At 63.8% G+C, this 16,999-nt stretch carries 19 protein-coding genes and 1 tRNA gene; 12 read left to right on the top strand and 8 right to left on the bottom strand.

What is annotated here, in order from left to right; all coding sequences use genetic code 11:
• Positions 1-86: 86 nt before the first annotated feature.
• From ACE3UG_RS02990 to ACE3UG_RS02965, 6 genes are all read right to left on the bottom strand, one after another.
• Positions 87-1,028, bottom strand: coding sequence for a DNA/RNA non-specific endonuclease (locus tag ACE3UG_RS02990; RefSeq protein WP_374619420.1), 942 nt, complete (start codon positions 1,026-1,028; stop codon positions 87-89).
• 51 nt (positions 1,029-1,079) lie between these two features.
• A complete protein-coding gene (locus ACE3UG_RS02985; protein ID WP_374619417.1) occupies positions 1,080-1,238 on the bottom strand; it encodes a hypothetical protein in 159 nt (52 codons plus the stop codon).
• A gap of 111 nt (positions 1,239-1,349) precedes the next feature.
• Complete coding sequence (locus ACE3UG_RS02980) at positions 1,350-1,994, bottom strand: FMN-binding negative transcriptional regulator (protein ID WP_374619414.1); 645 nt, start codon at positions 1,992-1,994, stop codon at positions 1,350-1,352.
• Between the two features lie 166 nt (positions 1,995-2,160).
• A complete protein-coding gene (locus ACE3UG_RS02975) occupies positions 2,161-2,568 on the bottom strand; it encodes a DUF2501 domain-containing protein (RefSeq protein WP_374619939.1) in 408 nt (135 codons plus the stop codon).
• A gap of 229 nt (positions 2,569-2,797) precedes the next feature.
• Positions 2,798-4,420, bottom strand: coding sequence for a restriction endonuclease (locus ACE3UG_RS02970; protein ID WP_374619411.1), 1,623 nt, complete (start codon positions 4,418-4,420; stop codon positions 2,798-2,800).
• A 104-nt stretch (positions 4,421-4,524) separates the two neighbouring features.
• Positions 4,525-4,920: a GFA family protein gene (locus ACE3UG_RS02965; RefSeq protein WP_374619407.1), complete on the bottom strand. Its 396-nt coding sequence runs from the start codon at positions 4,918-4,920 to the stop codon at positions 4,525-4,527.
• Between the two features lie 430 nt (positions 4,921-5,350).
• Here ACE3UG_RS02965 and ACE3UG_RS02960 point away from each other — a divergent pair, with 430 nt between their 5' ends.
• From ACE3UG_RS02960 to ACE3UG_RS02950, 3 genes are all read left to right on the top strand, one after another.
• Positions 5,351-6,058, top strand: a complete 708-nt coding sequence (locus ACE3UG_RS02960; protein ID WP_374619404.1) for a phosphatase PAP2 family protein — start codon at positions 5,351-5,353, stop codon at positions 6,056-6,058.
• A gap of 185 nt (positions 6,059-6,243) precedes the next feature.
• Positions 6,244-6,774, top strand: a complete 531-nt coding sequence (locus ACE3UG_RS02955; RefSeq protein WP_374619401.1) for a glycine cleavage system protein R — start codon at positions 6,244-6,246, stop codon at positions 6,772-6,774.
• Positions 6,775-6,784: 10 nt separating this feature from the next.
• Positions 6,785-7,426 carry an SRPBCC family protein gene (locus tag ACE3UG_RS02950; RefSeq protein WP_374619399.1) on the top strand — a complete coding sequence of 214 codons (642 nt, stop codon included), beginning with the start codon at positions 6,785-6,787 and terminating at the stop codon, positions 7,424-7,426.
• Between the two features lie 74 nt (positions 7,427-7,500).
• Here the strand turns inward: ACE3UG_RS02950 and ACE3UG_RS02945 are convergent, their stop codons facing one another.
• Both ACE3UG_RS02945 and ACE3UG_RS02940 read right to left on the bottom strand, forming a co-directional pair.
• A complete protein-coding gene (locus ACE3UG_RS02945; RefSeq protein WP_374619397.1) occupies positions 7,501-8,259 on the bottom strand; it encodes an IclR family transcriptional regulator in 759 nt (252 codons plus the stop codon).
• 298 nt (positions 8,260-8,557) lie between these two features.
• A complete protein-coding gene (locus tag ACE3UG_RS02940; RefSeq protein WP_374619395.1) occupies positions 8,558-9,466 on the bottom strand; it encodes an NAD(P)-dependent oxidoreductase in 909 nt (302 codons plus the stop codon).
• A gap of 289 nt (positions 9,467-9,755) precedes the next feature.
• Between ACE3UG_RS02940 and ybgC the strand changes: the two genes are divergently transcribed.
• The 9 genes from ybgC (at position 9,756) to ACE3UG_RS02895 (ending at position 16,758) form a co-directional block, all read left to right on the top strand.
• Complete coding sequence (ybgC, locus tag ACE3UG_RS02935) at positions 9,756-10,241, top strand: tol-pal system-associated acyl-CoA thioesterase (protein WP_374619937.1); 486 nt, start codon at positions 9,756-9,758, stop codon at positions 10,239-10,241.
• 39 nt (positions 10,242-10,280) lie between these two features.
• Positions 10,281-10,955, top strand: coding sequence for a protein TolQ (gene tolQ / locus ACE3UG_RS02930; RefSeq protein ID WP_374619392.1), 675 nt, complete (start codon positions 10,281-10,283; stop codon positions 10,953-10,955).
• A 21-nt stretch (positions 10,956-10,976) separates the two neighbouring features.
• Positions 10,977-11,411: a protein TolR gene (gene tolR / locus ACE3UG_RS02925; protein ID WP_374619390.1), complete on the top strand. Its 435-nt coding sequence runs from the start codon at positions 10,977-10,979 to the stop codon at positions 11,409-11,411.
• Positions 11,408-12,448: a cell envelope integrity protein TolA gene (gene tolA, locus ACE3UG_RS02920; protein ID WP_374619387.1), complete on the top strand. Its 1,041-nt coding sequence runs from the start codon at positions 11,408-11,410 to the stop codon at positions 12,446-12,448. The genes tolR and tolA overlap by 4 nt, the downstream gene beginning before the upstream one ends.
• 101 nt (positions 12,449-12,549) lie before the next feature.
• Entirely contained in the window at positions 12,550-13,842 is a 1,293-nt protein-coding gene (tolB, locus tag ACE3UG_RS02915; RefSeq protein ID WP_374619385.1) for a Tol-Pal system beta propeller repeat protein TolB, read from the top strand.
• Positions 13,843-13,872: 30 nt separating this feature from the next.
• Complete coding sequence (locus ACE3UG_RS02910; RefSeq protein WP_374619383.1) at positions 13,873-14,373, top strand: OmpA family protein; 501 nt, start codon at positions 13,873-13,875, stop codon at positions 14,371-14,373.
• A 10-nt stretch (positions 14,374-14,383) separates the two neighbouring features.
• On the top strand, positions 14,384-15,127 hold the full coding sequence (gene ybgF, locus ACE3UG_RS02905) for a tol-pal system protein YbgF (RefSeq protein WP_374619380.1): 744 nt from the start codon (positions 14,384-14,386) through the stop codon (positions 15,125-15,127).
• 333 nt (positions 15,128-15,460) lie between these two features.
• Entirely contained in the window at positions 15,461-16,576 is a 1,116-nt protein-coding gene (locus tag ACE3UG_RS02900; protein ID WP_374619377.1) for a YeeE/YedE family protein, read from the top strand.
• 106 nt (positions 16,577-16,682) lie between these two features.
• A tRNA-Lys gene (locus tag ACE3UG_RS02895) sits at positions 16,683-16,758 on the top strand.
• Positions 16,759-16,999 lie beyond the last annotated feature (241 nt).

Raw genomic sequence — 16,999 nt, 5'->3', positions numbered from 1 at the left:
GATCGGCCGGCAGGGTCGGCCTCGCGGCAGCGTCACTGGCGAAGCTCACGCAGTGGGCAATTCGCCAAGTGGCTTGCAGCCGATGCTTAGCGGATGATCGTACGCAAGAAGTCGAGTACCGTCCGCACCTCGCGATACGACGGCAGGTCCGGCGCCCGCTTGCGTTTGCCGCCCGCCGCACTGGGTGCCGGCAGCCGCATCGCCGTATTCTTGATGGCCGACGGCATACCAGGAAAGAAGTCGATACCGGCGATGGCCTCGAGTTGGGCCACGCTCACGACCGAATAATCGCCCGTGGCTTCGTTTGCGACAAGATAGGCACCGGCCTGTTTGCGCTTCGGGTCATAGACGACCTTATAGAGCTGTGTGGGCACCATCACCCGCTCGCCAATCTGCTCAATCGACTTGCCCTGGAAGAGCGGCCCGGTGATGACGAACAACTCGCCGCGATCCTTGGCCAGTTTGCGCACACTCGATTCGATGCCCGCCCACAAGTAGCGATTGTTTTCGCTGTTCTGCGGCACCATGTTCGACAACGAAAAACTCTCCGACTGCGCTTGTGCATCGGGCATGTCGGCCGACGGTGCCATATGCCCGCGGTCGTAGCCGGAGCGCACGTAATCGCGAAGCTCGGCGCGCTCGTCGAACGGCAGCCGCGATTCGGCATGGAAATTGTTGACGCGGGAAATCTGACGCGCGTCGCGCAGGCCCGCACGCGTGAGATGCTCAGCCGACCAGAGCGGCGTGCGCGTCACCCCCGAGTGCATCACACCGAACGCGCTGAAGCAGACTTCGCGCGCATTTCGAGTCATGGCGGCACGGGTGATGTCGGGTGCCGTACCGGCCCAGTAGTGATCGCCGCACGCCGAGACGGCCGCTGATGCGGCGCCCGGAAAGGCGGCGACGGTCACAACGCACGTGAGAGAGATAGCGCAGAGACGCGCGACTTGGGGGACTGCCCACTGCCCGGCCATCGCGCGCAGGCGGCGTGCGCGCACTACGGTGACCGTCCATCGTGACTGCTTCATCGCACTGCTTGGGGTATGACGTCAGGGCGTGCGATTGTAGCGGAAGCGCGGCTATTCGGGGGCGACGTTCGCCGCGCCGTAGGCGGCGCATTGCAGGGTCTGGGCAGGGCCGAGGTTGTCGCACTCACCGGCCTGCGCACTCGGCAGCCACGCCTGCGCGAGAAATAGTACACAGAGCACCAGCGCAAGCATGAGGAGCAACGTTTTCATTGCGGCATCCGAGTCGGGATGCCGCATTGTATGCGGGGACACCGCCGGACCGCCGGTCCGTCGCACCACCGAATTGTTTCGCTTCGTTACGGTGGCGGGCGATGGCCGCCCTCAATTCCCGGGCACATCGCCTCGCAGCGCGACCAGCGCCGCCAGCGGCTCGCGCAACGCCCCATCGGCTCGCAGGCCATCGACCACACCGGCACGGTCGGGCATCGCACGATTCTGCGACATCTTGAATTTGCCTTCGATGCGGCGAATCGGAATCTCCACACCCACGATGGCACGCAGCATGGTCTCGATAAAGTCGGCAGGTGCGTCTTCCACCGCCCAGGGGGCGGCGCGACCCGCTTCCTGCGATTGTGTGAGATCGCCGACCAGACGCCGCACCCACGCCGCATCGTCGATCACGCGCGGCGCACCCCACGCATGCACCGCCGCATAGTTCCACGTGGGCACCACTTTGCCATGTTCGGCCTTGGCGGCGTACCACGAAGGGGTGATGTACCCCTGCGGCCCCGTGAAGGCGACGAGACAATCGTCGACGTCACGCAGCGCTGCGGCATGCGGGTTCGCACGTGCCAGATGTGCGCGCAACGTGCCGAACTCGCCTTCATCGGGATACATCAGAAACGGGATCGAATCGGCGATCAACCCCTGCGACCCGGCACTCACAAGCAGGCCGAGCGGCTGCGTGCGGATCAGGTCGTGCAGGACTTCAGGACGATCCTCGACAAAGGCGGCGGGCTGATACATCGACGTCTCCGGACGAATACGGCGGGATGAAATAACGTGTAGCGTACGCCCGCGCGTGGCCCCCGGCAAAGACCCAATCCCGACAATTTTTTTGATGCCACAACACCGCCGGGCGGCAGCCGGTTCGGTCGCTCGCAGGCCAAGCGGTTCGCCAACGCCCACGTGCTCAGAGGAAGGACTTGGCCTGATCGAGAATCTTGGCGCAGACCCGACGCGTGAGTTGCTCCCTGAGCCCGCCACCGTTCAGGTCGACGGTCTTCCCATCGGGCGAGGACAACAGCCCCTTGGCCCCGTCGAGATAGCCGGGGCTGGCCGCTGGCGACCCAGACTGGGTGCCGAGCTTGCCGAGCAGCTTGTCTTTGACATCGCTCGCCGAACTCAGATTTGCGCCGCTGAGATAGTTGTTGTTGATGCAGAACTGCAACACCCCCGTCGCGTTGCCGATACTGCCCGACGTCAGCGAGCCGGCTGCGCCCAGCCCGCCCAGGCTGCCCGCGAGGCCACCGGCGCTGCTGCCGCCTGCGCCCCCGCCGACCGCATTCTTGAGCATATCGAACTGCGCGTGTGCCTGCATTGGTATGCCGAGGGCCAGCGCCAGCGCGACGCAGCCCCCCGCCACGCCGGTTCCAGCCCCGCGGGCTTTGGATGTGCGTCTCACTGTCTTGAGTCCTGCTGCAGGCAGACTTTCCGTGCGTCGCGACATACGATCCTCCGTGATGTAAATGACGTGGGTCAGGCCGGCTCACTATAGCAGGGCGTCGCCGCCTGGACGATGTCTCGTGGCCGCCACCGACGCGCAGGCGTCAGAACAGAGCGGCGGTCGTCTCGCGCGTCTGCGGCACCACGACGCTCGCATCGACGCCCGCATGCTCCTTGAGCAGGAAGACCAGGTGATGTCCGGCAAGCAGTTCGATGCGACGATCGCGCGCGAACTCTTCAACGCCGTCGTCGAACGCCCCCGTCGTGATCAGCATTCCGCGGGCCGCGCCAATCGTCTGCATCTCCGCGAGCATGGTGCGGGCGGCGTTCATTTCCAGACGCGCGCAGGGATGTATGTCGCGATAAATGTGCACAACGACGTCGCCACCAAAAATGGGGTGAGGGTCCCAGGCGCGACAGGTCAACAGGCCCTCCTCCTCGCCCGGCAACAGCGGCGGCCCTTCCAGACCGAGCGAGCGCAACAGGTGGAACATCACCTGCATGAAGTCCTTGTCGCTGAGCGTCATCAGATTGAAGCGGCGGTCGACGGCGACGTCGTCGTCCGTGACGACCTTCGTCATATCGACGCCGGCGACGGGCACCACGGCCTCCAACGCTTCCGGACGCGCCGATAGACGCCCCCCCAGCGCCGCCAGGTGGGCCGCCGCATCGTCCTGCGTCAGCGCAAGCGCCGCAAAGTCCGCACGCGCCACGTGGGCGCTCGCCAGACACACGCGCGCATTGCCATCGCTGGCATAGACATTGAAAACGATGGCGTTGACCTGACGCAGAGGGTCGGCCGAGAACAGCTCATGCAGCGAACGAAGCACGATCTGCCGCAGCACACTGGCATAGAGCTGCGCACGCATCGACTCGCCCGCAGGCACGCCCTGCACGAGATCTTCTGCTGGGTTGTAGCGATACTCAAGCGCGACGGGGATGGCGGCGTCGAGCGCCGGAACGTCATACCCGATGGCAAGCAGTTTGTGATTTTCGACGTAATGCGCCGCGAGCGTTTGCGGGAACGCTTCCGGATACGGGCTGCGGCTCAGCACGATGCGCGCGTAGCCCGTGATGGCAGCCGCTTCGCCCCGCAACAGGGCACCCTCGAAGTCGGCCACGGCCGCGTTGTGACGCGCGCTCTCGGCGCGGGCGGCTTCGGTGGCCTTTTGCTGCGCGATCTGGAGAATCATCGAGCCTTGCGCACGGCGCAGCTTCGACGCCTCGTGCTCGCGCTCGGCGTGCACGAATTCGCTTCGCGCCTTGGCCACCGCCTGCTCATAACGTCCTGACGCGCCCGGCATGGCCAGGGCGAGCCGGCCAGGCTTCTCGGGGGCAAAGTTCTCCCATTCGGGTTTGGCCAAAATCTTCGGAAGATGCCGAGTGTCGAGCACCGGCGGCGTGTTACGCGCGCGCAGGTCGGCGGGCGGAATGCGCAGATCGCGCGCGAGACCCTCGGCGAGCAACCGTTCGAGCCGCGCCACCTCCAGTTTGGCGAGCGCGCCCTGCGCAGCCGCCTCCGCCTGTCGCCACGCCACATGTTGCCGCTCGCGGGCGGCGGCGTCGGCAGGCGGTGCCTCCTGCGCAGCGCGCTGCGCCTGCTCCATGGCACGAACTTCCGCGAGTGCGCGCGCCTGCGTTTGGGCGTGTTGTTGCTCGCGCGTGCGCGCCGCGCGCCAGAACTCACGCGCCAATCGATCGATGATGCTCTCGAATCCCCGGTTCACTACTGCCCCCGCATGCGATATTGATTTTCTTGTCAAGCGAACTTCAACGCTCAAGACTGCTGCTGCTTCGTACGACACAGGTGTCGATGCCGCCCCGGCCGGGCTCACCGCCCCGGTTGCCAAGCCTCGAAACGCGGCACGTCGAGGTAATCGAGCCACGGCACTTCGTGCGACGTCCAGATATGGAATTGCGCGCGCAGCCCCGGGTCTTCGTCGAGCGATGCCACGCGCACGATCACGTTGGGCTGAGCGTCGCGCATGGCGACCAGATGCGTGCCACACGTCGGACAGAAGTAGCGTGCCTTGTCCGGCGACGACCGGAACGACGCCACGTGCTCAGCGCCACGCGTGAAGCGGAAATGCTCACGCAGCACTGCCGCTGTCGTCGTGAACGCCGCGCCGTGCGCCTTCCGGCAGGTTGCGCAAGAGCAGTGCGCGATAGGTCCGGAAAACTGGTCCACTTCATACGTGACCGCGCCGCACAGACAACTGCCTTTCATCACAACCTCCCCTTGATACCGCCCGCCGTGCCCGACAATATCCGGCTTCTACGTAGGGGACGATTGTAGGACGATGGCCCGTCACCTCGCAAAGGAATCTTTCAATCGATTACCCGATGAGCATGACGCAAGTGCAACGTGCGCGCCCCGATCGTTTGGGATCGTCCGGATCGTCTGGATCATTCGGATCGTCATCAAACCGCCATGACGACAAGGCACGCTCGAACCCTCGTTCCCGGGCTGGGGCTGTGCCCCTGTTCCGTCACGCCCCAATCCATAGCTGACGCTTAATGGCCGACCCCGCCGCGCACCGCTCAATGCGGCACGAACGGGTCGCCCACGGGAGGTCGCTGCGGCGTTGTCGTCAATGACGGCTAACATGTCGCGATCTCACCGAGTGTCCCGTCGTCTACCTCGTTTCAATCGCGTCATGACCGAGCTTGCCCCGAACGCGCGACCGGCAGACCTGCCGGCTTCCGTGTCACCTGCCGTTTCGCGCACATGTCTGCGCACCGCCTGGTTCGGCGCGCTTGCGTGCCTGTTGCTGGCGCTGGTCGCCATCCCGTGGGTCGACCGGCCGGTCGTGAACCTTGCGCACGCCCATACGCAGGGCATTCGATGGATTGAGCACATTGCCGAGCTACCGTCGCCGTTGTTCGTGCTCGCCTGGCCGACATTCGCGGTCGCCGGCGCAAGCCTCATCGGGCGACGCCAACGTCCGGCCTGGGTCGCGACGCTGTGGCTCGCGGCGGGCGCCGTCGGCGTAGGCAGTGTGCTTAAGCAAGCGCTGAAGTTCGTGTTCGGGCGGACGTGGCCGGCCACGTGGATTCACGAGAATCCGTCGTATCTGCGCGACGGTGTCTTTCAATTCCGGCTTTTCGGCGGTGACGGAGCGGCATACGCGTCGTTCCCGTCGGGGCACCTCACCGTCATGCTCGCGTTCGCCACGGTGCTCGCGCTGCGCCACCGCACATTGCGTTGGCCGTGTGCCGTCGCCGTTGCGCTGACGGGCTTCGGGCAGATCGCCGCCGCCTACCACTGGACGAGCGATGCCCTTGCAGGCGCTGCGCTCGGCATGGCGGTCGGCACGGCGTTCGTCGCGGCCTGGCAGCGCTGGGTCACGCCCCGAAGCGCGTGAGACGCTGGGCTTCGTGCGCATCGAGCATGATTGGAATCTGCGTGACACGCGGGTACGCCGTAGCGGCGCCCCCCGCGATTGCACTACACTTGAGGCTGCTGCGCGCAACGGTCGCCACTGGCGACGTCGCGCGGTCCGCGCCACCTCGTGCCACCTCGTGCCCCTCAGTTTCGACGGAGCCTGTGATGACGACGTCCCTGATTCTCAACGTGATTGGCCCGGATCGCCCGGGGCTGGTCAACGCGATTGCCGATCGCGCCACCGCCGCCGGCGCCAACTGGCTCGAGAGCCGCCTCGCCAATCTTGCCGGCCAGTTCGCCGGCATCATTCATCTGCAAGTCCCCGACGAACACGCCGACGCGCTCACCCACGCCCTGCAGGCGCTGGAGACGCAAGGCCTGCGTATTGCCGTCACGCGGGCACAAAGCGCCGCCGCCGACCCGGCTGCGCGCATGCTGGAACTCGACCTCGTCGGGCAGGACCATCCGGGAATCGTGAGGGAAATCTCGCACGTGCTCTTCTCGCGCGGCATCAGCATCGACGAACTCGCCACGGAATGCGTCGAAGGATCGATGTCGGGCGGCACACTGTTTCGCGCGACGGCCCGCCTTCATGTTCCTGCGAGTGTCAGCACGGCGTCGCTGCGCGAGACACTGGAAAGCCTTGCCGACGACCTGATGGTCGATATCGAACTCGATTCGCCCGCCGGTGCGTGAGCGCGCGCCGATGAAGCGAGCCTTCCTGTTCGTTCTAGGGGTAGTGGCGGCACTTGCCCTGCTCTCGCTGCTGCCCTTGCCCTTCGAGCGCAAGGTCCACGTCGTGAACACCCTCGTGTTGAACGCGCCCCCGCAGGTCGTCTACGACTACGCCACCACGCCGGCCCATTGGCCGAAGTGGCATCCGGCGTCGCTTGCCGTGCAAGGCGCGACCGATCACCCACTCACGGTGGGAGAGAAAGTGGCCGAGGAATTCCGCCTCGCGGGACGTCACGGCATCATTCACTGGAAGGTCGTCGAGGCGAAGCCGCCATTCGAATGGCGCATCGAAGGCGAGATGAACCGGCGCGCATCGGGCGAAGTGCGATACACGCTCACGCCGGAGGGAACCGGCACCCGCTTCAAGCGTGACTTCATCTATCGAACGCCGAACCTGCTCTTTCTGATGCTCGATCCGATCTTCATCGGCCCACGCATACGAGCGGAGTCTGCGCAGGGCGTGAAGCAACTCGCGCAGATCTTCGAGACGAAGACGCCCGCGACCTCCGCCACGTCCACCACATCCGCGCTTCCCACCATTTCCGCCATTTCCGCGATCCCGGCGTCGGCATCGATACCGGCGGCCGCCACGCGTTCTGCCCGAGCGCAGTAGAAGCAAGAGGCGGCGGGTTCGCAGGTCGCTTGCGGGTGGCGCGCGGCAAGCTTCACCGGCGCGTTGCGCTCGCCCTATTCGTTGAACGTAGCGGCCATCGTCTCGGCCGCTGCCTGAAGTTCCGGCAGGAACGTCATGAGCTTGTCGAGCGTGCAATGCTGCGCGCTCGCCTGCACCGCGATGGCCGCACAGGCGCGATTGCGGTCGAGCATGACGGGCACGGCCACGGCGATCATGCCCGGCACGTGCTCCTCATTATTGGTGCCCACACGACGCTTGCGCGTCTCCGTGAGCTCTTCGCGCAGGTCCTCCAGATCGGTAATGGTGTTGCCCGCGCGCGGGCGCAGCGGCAAATGCGCAATCAGCTTTTCGCGGCGCGCCCGTGGCAGAAACGCCAGCAGCAACTTGCCGCTTGCCGTGCAGTGCAGCGGAACACGCGAGCCCGGCGAAAGCTTGAGCTGGCGCGACCATTCGGTCTCCACGCGGTCGAGGTAGACCAGATCGTCGCCCGAGAGCATCGACAGGTTGCAGGTCTCGCCGAGTTTGTCGACCAGTTGCTGGAGAATCGCGTGACGCGCTGCCGCCGGACCAACGTGCATCAGCGCATTGACGGCCATCGCGCGCACCCGCGACGACGGCTCGTAATGCCGGCTCCCGGCTTCGCGCGTGACGAGCCAGGCAGCTTCGAGCTGCTTGAGAATGCGGTGCACCGTCTGCTTGGGCAGGCCAATGGCGGCGACAATCTCCGCCAGGGTCATGGGCGTGCCGGACGCGCTGAGAATTTCAAGAATGCGAAATGCGCGGACGGCCGCGGCGTTCGACTGATTGCTCATGTCGGTGCTAGGGTCTCGGGGTCGAGTTGTGTGCCAGATCGTTATCGCTCGCGGCGGTCTCCCTTCTGCCCGACATCGACACGCCACCGCCCCAGCCCGCTCCCAAGCTGCCACGCCGCCGTGCCGTCGCACCGCGACGTCCCGTTTTCCGCATTCTAGTGCCAATCGACCCCGCCTGACGATTGGAGACAAACCCGAAGATATGCCGAATACCAGATATCTGGCGCGCGCAGGGCCGGTGCCCGACCGTCTGCCGGGCATCTTGCCTGCGCTGCGCGTGCCGGCTCGCCGATGTCGCTCAGGCCTTGCCCGAGAGCGCCCGCAAACGATAGATCAGGCTGGACGTGTCCCAGCGCGAACCGCCGAGTGACTGCACGTCTGCGTAGAACTGATCGACAAGGGCCGTGACGGGCAGCGACACCCCGTTGCGCTGCGCCTCCGCCAGGCACAGGCCCAGATCCTTGCGCATCCAATCCACGGCGAAGCCGAAATCGAACTTGCCGTCGATCATCGTCTGGCCGCGGTTGTCCATTTGCCAACTGGCCGCCGCGCCCTTGCTGATTACGTCGAGCACGAGCGCCATATCCAGGCCGGTTCGTTGGCCGAAGTTGATCGCCTCAGACAATCCCTGCACGATGCCGGCGATGCAGATCTGGTTGACCATCTTGGCAAGCTGACCGGCACCGGCCTCACCAATGCGCGTGACGGCACGGCCGTAGGCGCCGAGTGTGCCGGCCACCCGGTCGAACGCCGGGACGTCGCCACCGCACATGATCGTGAGCGCGGCGTTCTTGGCACCGGCTTCGCCGCCCGAGACGGGGGCGTCGACGAAGTGCAGCCCCTTCGCACGCGCAGCGGCATAGAGCTCACGCGCCACGTCGGCCGAGGCCGTCGTGTGGTCGACGAAGACGGCATCCGCTTTCATCCCGGCGAATGCGCCATGCTCGCCGAGCACGATGCTGCGCAGGTCGTCGTCATTGCCCACGCAGGCGGCAACGATGTCGGCGTCGCGCACCGCCTCGGCGGGCGTGGCCGCAGCAGCACCGCCGTATTCCTTGGCCCATTGCTGCGCCTTGGCGGCCGTACGGTTATAGACGGTGACCTGATGGCCGGCACGTTGCAGATGGCCGGCCATGGGGTAACCCATCACGCCCAGACCGAGAAACGCGACGCGCAGGGAGGATGCTTGCGATGAAGGGGAAGTCAATTCGAGGGCCTCGCAGGTTGATTCGCTATGAGGGGATCCAACGGCGCGCAATACCAACGTGCACACCTGATGGTCCTGTCTGAAATTCAGGGGGCTTGCGAGCCTTCATTATAGAGACTCGCTACATCTGGGCGCCAGCGCAATCCCCCGCCACACGGGGCATTCACGCGAATTCGCCCCAGTTTGGTGCGCCGCCGGGTGATTAGTAATTATCCGTAAACAGAATGCCGTCGCGCCGGTTTGAAAAATTGTGTTTCCGTGGCTGGCGTTGCTGTCCGGTTCCGATACAATGCGCGGCATGGCTGATTTTGATACCTGTTGGTCAATTCGCGTTTACTACGAGGACACAGACGCCGGTGGCGTCGTCTTCTACGCCAACTATCTGAAATTCTTTGAACGGGCCCGCACCGAGTGGCTCCGTTCGCTCGGTATCGAACAACTCGAAATGGCCCGCAATACCGGCATGATTTTCATCGTGCGCGCAACCGCGCTCGACTATCTGCGCCCCGCGCGGCTGGACGATCGTCTCAGCGTCAGAAGCCGCATCGAGCGCGTGGGCGGCGCCTCCGTCGATTTCTACCAGGAAGCCTGGCGCGACGCGCCCGACGGCAGCGGCGAACTGTTGGTGCGCGGCAGCATCAAAATCGGCTGTGTGACGGCCTCGACCCTGCGCCCCGGCAAGATTCCCGCGCAGGTGCGCCTCGCCATGCAATCGGCTGCCACAACGGCCAACGCCGCTGCGGCGCGTGAGCCTGCCCGTCCGGCAGCCGCCTGAAGTGAATGACAAGAATCCCGGTCAGTCAATAACCACACCATGCCCGATCAAGACCTTTCCATTATTTCGCTGGTCATGCACGCCAGCGTGCTCGCCCAAGCCGTCATGGGCCTGCTGCTGGTGCTCTCGCTGCTCTCGTGGACGCATATCTTCCGCAAGATCTTCGCGATTCGCCGCGCCCGTGCACAGACCGAGCGCTTCGAGCGCGATTTCTGGTCGGGCGGCGATCTTCAGGCGCTCTATCAAAGTGCGCTGAATAACCGCCATCAAACGGGCGCACTCGAACGAATCTTCGAATCGGGCATGCGCGAATACATCAAGGCGAGCGAAAAAGGTTTGCACGACCCGACCGCGATTCTGGACGGCGCTCGGCGTGCCATGCGTGCCTGCTACCAACGCGAAATGGACTCGCTCGAAGCCAATCTGCCCTTCCTCGCGTCGGTCGGTTCGGTCAGTCCGTACATTGGTCTGTTCGGTACCGTGTGGGGTATCATGAACGCTTTCCGCGGCCTCTCGAACGTGCAACAAGCCACGCTCGCCAATGTGGCGCCGGGTATCGCGGAAGCGCTGGTGGCCACGGCCATCGGCCTGTTCGCCGCTATCCCTGCCGTGGTTGCCTACAACCGCTTCGCCAACGACATCGACCGGCTGTCGATCCGCTTCGAGAGTTTCGTCGAAGAGTTCTCCAACATCCTGCAACGGCAGATTCACTAAGCAATTCGGGAGCGCCGAGACATGGCAGGTTCTATGCGCAACGCTCGCCGCGGCCGTCGCGCCATGGCAGATATCAACGTCGTACCGTACATCGACGTGATGTTGGTGCTGCTCGTCATTTTCATGGTGGCTGCTCCGCTGGTTGCGCCGTCGATCGTCAATCTGCCGAGCGTCGCCAACGCGAGTCCGCAGCAGCAGACGCCGCCGGTGGTTGTCAACATCGAAGCGGACAATCGCATGTTGGTGCGCTACAAGGACGGTGAGAACACCATCGAACAACGCATGAGCGGGGCCGATCTGACCGGTTTCCTGCAGGGGCGCCAGGCGGCGAATCCGGATCAGCCGGTCGTCATCGCCGCCGACAAGTCGGTGCGCTATGAAATCGTGATGAACGTGATGTCCGATCTCAAGGCCCAGGGCGTCAAGCGCGTGGGCCTGCTCGTCAAGCAAAAATGAGCCGCGCCGCCGCCCGATCCGACCGTCCCATTGGCCCGCGCAGCGATGAGCGCGGCACGGGACGGGCATTTCTCCTCGCGCTGCTCATGCACGCGTTGCTGTTTGCACTGCTCTTCTATGGCATGCGGTGGCAGAACAGCTCCCCCGCCGGTTCCGAAGCCGAATTGTGGACGCCCGCTGAAGTCGCCGAGCCGACGCCGCCGGTGGTAACGCCTGCGCCCGCCCCCACGCCACCCGCCGTGGCCGCGCCGACGCCGCCGGCCGAAGACGCCGACATCGCCCTGCAGCAGAAGAAGCGCAGGCAGGAACAGCAGGCCGCCGAGCAGGCGCGCTTGCTTGAAGCGCAGCAGGAGAAGGCACGTCAGGAAGCGCTCAAGCAGAAGCAACTCGCCGAGCAGCAAGCGGCGGCGGAAATCGCTCGCAAGAAGGCGGCGGCAGAGGACGCCGCCCGTGCGCAGAAGCTGGCCGATCAAAAGAAAGCGGACGAGTTGAAGCATCAGAAAGACGAAGAGGCCAAGAAGGCCGAACAGTTGAAGCAGCAGCAATTGGCCGATGCGCAGAAGAAGGCCGACGCCGAGAAGAAGGCGGCAGAAGACAAGGCCGCCAAGGCCAAGGCCGCGAAGGAAGCGGCGGCCCAGAAGGCTGCGGATGCGGCACGCGCCGCGCGTCTGGCGGCGTTGCGCGGCATGGCGGGCGGTACGGCGGGCGCGACCGGCAACGGCCTGGGCTCGCAAGCGGGCGGAACCGGCTCGGGCGCAGGCGGGACGGCGTCGGCGGGCTATGCCGACCGCGTGCGCGCGAAGGTCAAACCGAACATTGCCTATGGTGGCGACACGACGGGCAATCCCACGGCTGTCGTGTCGGTGCGGCTCGCGCCGGACGGCAGCGTAATGTCGATGCAGCTCCTCAAATCGAGCGGCAATCCCGCGTGGGACGCCGCCGTGCAGGCGGCCATCACCAAGTCCGACCCCTTGCCGCGCGACACCAATGGCAAAGCACCCCCGAGCGTCAACCTTCGCTTCAGTCCCAAAGGCTGAGCGTGTTGTGAAACGGGAACGAAAACCGAGCGACGTGAGTCCATTTTCATCCGAATGTGGTAAAAATGGCCCTTGCACCGCGTAACTGACCAATCGAACGCATGCGAATTTCCAGTCAATATGCATGGCGTGCGCTGGTGGCCACCTGGCTCACCGCAGCGTGCACGATCGCCCATGCGCAGACGCCGCTGACCGTGGACATTACGGGCGTCGGCACCAACCGTTACCCGATTGCCGTGTCGAACTTCAAGGGCACGGCGCCGACGGACATCGTGTCCGTCGTCAAGGCTGACCTGACCAACAGCGGGCGCTTCAATCAGATCGATGCGGGCAGCGCCGCCGTTGGCGTGGACGATTCGGTCGACCTCGGCACGTGGCGCGCCAAGGGTGCCAATGCATTCGTCTCGGGCACGATCGCGCCGGCAGGCAACGGCAACTTCCAGGTCAGCTTCCGCCTGTACGATGCCGTGAACAGTCAGCCGCTCGGCGGCCTGGCCCTCACCTCGTCGGCGGCGAACCTGCGTCTCACGGCGCACAAGATTGCGGACTACATCTACCAGAAGCTGCTGGGAGATCGTGGCGTATTCGCCACGCGTCTGTCTTACGTCTTGCATAGCGGCAACCACTACCAGTTGCAGATTTCCGATTCGGACGGTCAGGACGCGCGCGTCGCGCTCAACAGTCGCGAGCCGATCATCTCGCCGGCCTGGTCGCCGGACGGCACCAAGGTCGCTTACGTCTCGTTCGAGAAGCGCAAGCCTGTCGTGTACATCCACGATCTGCCGACGGGCCGCCGTGCTGTGCTGGCCAATGAGAAGGGTAACAACTCGGCACCTGCGTGGGCACCGGACGGCAGCAAGCTGGCGGTGGCGCTCTCGCGCGACGGCAACACGCAGATCTACCAGGTCAACGCCAATGGCGGCGGCCTCAAGCGTCTGTCGCGCAGCGGTGCGATCGACACCGAACCGCAGTATTCTCCGGACGGCAAATGGATCTACTTCACGAGCGATCGTGGCGGTGGTCCGCAGATCTATAAGATGCCGGCCGGTGGCGAAGGGGTCGGCGCGGCGCAGCGCGTCACCTTCAAGGGGAGTTACAACGTCAGCCCGCGCATCAGTCCCGACGGCAAGTTGCTCGCGTTTATCGCGCGTCAGGCAGGCGCATTCAAGCTGTGCGTGCAGGATATGAGTACTGGCGATGTTACGGCTCTGACCGACACCAGCCACGACGAGTCACCGAGTTTTGCCGCGAACGGCAAGTACATTCTTTATGCAACGCAGTCGGGGGGCCGCAAGGTTCTCGCGGCAGTCTCGGTGGACGGGCAGACCCGGCAGATTCTTCAGGTTCGAGGGGGGGAAGTTCGCGAACCCTCCTGGGGCCCTTTTATGCAATAACATCAACAGCAACATCAATCGGAGGCTCAAATGAGTTCCCTGCTTCGTAACATCTTCGCCATCTCTTCGCTGGCCGCTTTGGCCGCTTGCTCGTCGGGCGTGAAGCTCGACGATCAGGCTAACGCCAACAAGGGTCAAACCACGACCGATGCCCGCGCGGTCGCCCCCGTCGACGCTTCGGCCGACGAACTGAACAACCCGAACGGCCCGCTCGCCAAGCGCAGCGTGTACTTCGGCTTCAATCAGTACAGTGTGGATGCTCAGTACACGCCGATGCTCCAGGCGCACGCTGCGTTCCTGAACAAGTACTCGCAGCGTCACGTGCTGGTTCAGGGCAACACTGACCCGCGCGGCACGAGCGAGTACAACCTGGCGCTGGGCCAGAAGCGTGCTGAAGCCGTGGTGAAGGCGATGTCGGCACTGGGCGCCAACACCAGCCAAATGGAAGCCGTTTCGCTGGGCAAGGAAAAGGCTACGGGTACCGACGAGGCGAGCTGGGCGCAAGATCGTCGTGCCGATCTGGCTTATTGATTGAAACGTCATGACGTCTCGTTTGCTTAAAAACATGATCTGCGCGGTGACGCTCGGCACTGCGGTGCTGAGTCCGCTGGCGCATGCCGGATTGTTCGATGACGACGAGGCGCGCAAAGCGATCCTCGATATCCGCAGCCGTCTGGATTCGGACAAGCAGCGAATCGAGGGGCTCACGCGCAACGTGCTGGATTTGAACAATCAGATTCAGCAGTTGCAACGTGATCTGGCCGATCAGCGCGGTCAGAACGAGGATCTGAAAAACCAGCTTGCGAACCTGCAACAGAGTCAGAAGGATTTCTACAACGATCTCGACGGGCGTTTGAAGAAGTTCGAACCGCAGCAGATGACCGTCGGCGGCGTGACCGGCACCGTCCAACCGGGCGAGAAAGATGTCTTTGACGCCGCGCTGACGAAATTCCGCAACGGTGACTACAAGGGTGCGCAGATGGCATTCCGGACCTTCGCGGCCAAGTATCCCGACAGCCCGTATCAACCTGAAGCACAGTTCTGGCTTGGCAATGCGCAGTATGCCAACAAGGATCTGAAGGGTTCGACGGCGACGCTGCAAGGGATCGTGACGAAGTACCCGACGAGCCCGAAGGCTGCCGAGGCCATGTTGGCGATTGCCAGCAACCAGGCGGAATCCGGGCAGATTACGGCAGCGAAGAAAACGTTGCAGGATTTGATGTCCAGGTATCCGGACAGCGAATCGGCAGCGGAGGCCAAGAAGCGTGTGGCCAAGCTGAAGTAAGACGTCTCTCGGGAGGCTGTGCGAACCGGTCTTCCGCGTGAGGTCACTCGTCAAGCGTATGACGCCGCCCTTGGGCGGCGTTGTCGTTTCCGGGGTTTCCGGATGCGGGGCGCGACCTCAAGTAGAATACGGGCTTTCCAAGCGCTCGAGGCGCGGCGTCACAAGGGGATGTGTGCGGGTCAACCGAGGGCCTGTACGACATGACGACCGCACCCGCGATGTGCCTGCGTGCAGATGGCGCGGCATGTCTGATGACAACAACGCCGGCTACGCCCCGTGGCTCGCGACAATGTACCGAACGGCCGGGCACGGCCGCTATCGTCCTCTCGCCTCATGACTGACGTCGATCTCACTGCCCTCTCCCACACTGTCGTGTGGCTCACCTTTGGCCTGGCCTTCGTGTTTGGTGCTGTGTTGCAACGCACGCATTTCTGCACGATGGGTGCGTTATCCGACATTGTGAACATCGGCGACTGGAATCGCATGCGCATGTGGTGGCTGGCGATTGGCGTGGCGACGATGGGGACGGGCATACTCGCCTGGCTGGGCATCATCGATCCGATCAAGGCCATTTACACGACGCCGCGCTTTACGTGGCTCTCGTACATCGTTGGCGGGTGGATGTTCGGCTTCGGCATGGTGCTGGCGTCGGGTTGCGGCAGCAAGACCCTCGTGCGCATTGGTGGCGGGAATTTGAAATCGCTGCTTGTTTTCGTGATGATTGGCTTGTCGGCCTACATGACGCTCAAGGGGTTGTTCGCGGTGTTGCGCGTGGCGGCCATCGATAGTGTGCAGACGACGTTTGCGACATCGCAGGATTTGCCGACGCTGGTGGGCGGGCTGTTCGGGGGCGACGTGCACCGCGCGCAGCTTATTCTTGGGCTGGCGATTGGGGGTGCGTTCGTGATTGCGGCGCTTGCGCGACGCGAGTTCTGGACGTTCGACAATCTGCTGGGCGGCGTTGTGGTGGGTGCGATCATCGTGGCGCTGTGGTATGTGTCGGGCAAGGTGGGCTATGTTGCCGAGAATCCGAACACGTTGGAGGAGAGTTTCATTGCCACGAATTCCGGGAAGATGGAAGCGCTGTCGTTCGTCTCGCCGCTGGCTTACACGGTGTATTGGCTGATGATGTGGAGTGACACGAGCAATGTGATCACGTTGGGCATTGCGAGCGTATTGGGCGTGGTGGCGGGGTCGTTTGTGTATGCGGTGGTATCGCGCAATTTCCGTTGGGAAGGATTTCAGGGCACGGAAGACACAGCGAATCACATGATGGGTGGGGTGCTGATGGGCTTTGGCGGCGTGACGGCGTTGGGCTGCACGGTGGGTCAGGGATTGTCGGGCGTGTCGACACTGGCGTTGGGGTCGTTCCTTGCCATTGCGGCAATTCTGGTAGGCGGCGTCTGCGCGTTCAAGTACCAGATGTGGCGCATTGAGCGCAGTGTTTGAGCGTAATTCGCGCGCATATGCGGAGAATGGCGCTGAAGTTGGCACAACGGCGTCGCGCAGGAGTTGACACTATGGCGATAGCGTCGCTATAATCTCGGTCTTCGTTGGGTCGTTAGCTCAGCTGGTAGAGCAGCGGACTTTTAATCCGTTGGTCGCAGGTTCGAATCCCGCACGGCCTACCAAACAAATTCAAGGGGTTGCGAGAAATCGCAACCCCTTTTTGTTTTCCGCAATCGATGGGGTTTTCCGCAAAACGCCACGATCGCGCACCCCATTTGCTGCCGCTACCAACTGCCTGGCACAAAGACCCGGAACATTTAGATTTAGGATTCGGTGCGGGCCGAGCGGTCATGTTTTTAGAAAACAGAAGGCCGGAAAAAAAGTACCCCCCGCAACGGAAGATCCCCAATCCCCAACCGAAAG

The organism is Pandoraea sp., assembly GCF_041919235.1.
Lineage (GTDB): Bacteria > Pseudomonadota > Gammaproteobacteria > Burkholderiales > Burkholderiaceae > Pandoraea.
The sequence above is the reverse complement of the archived record's forward strand: the minus strand, read 5'-3'. Positions and strand labels throughout refer to the sequence as shown.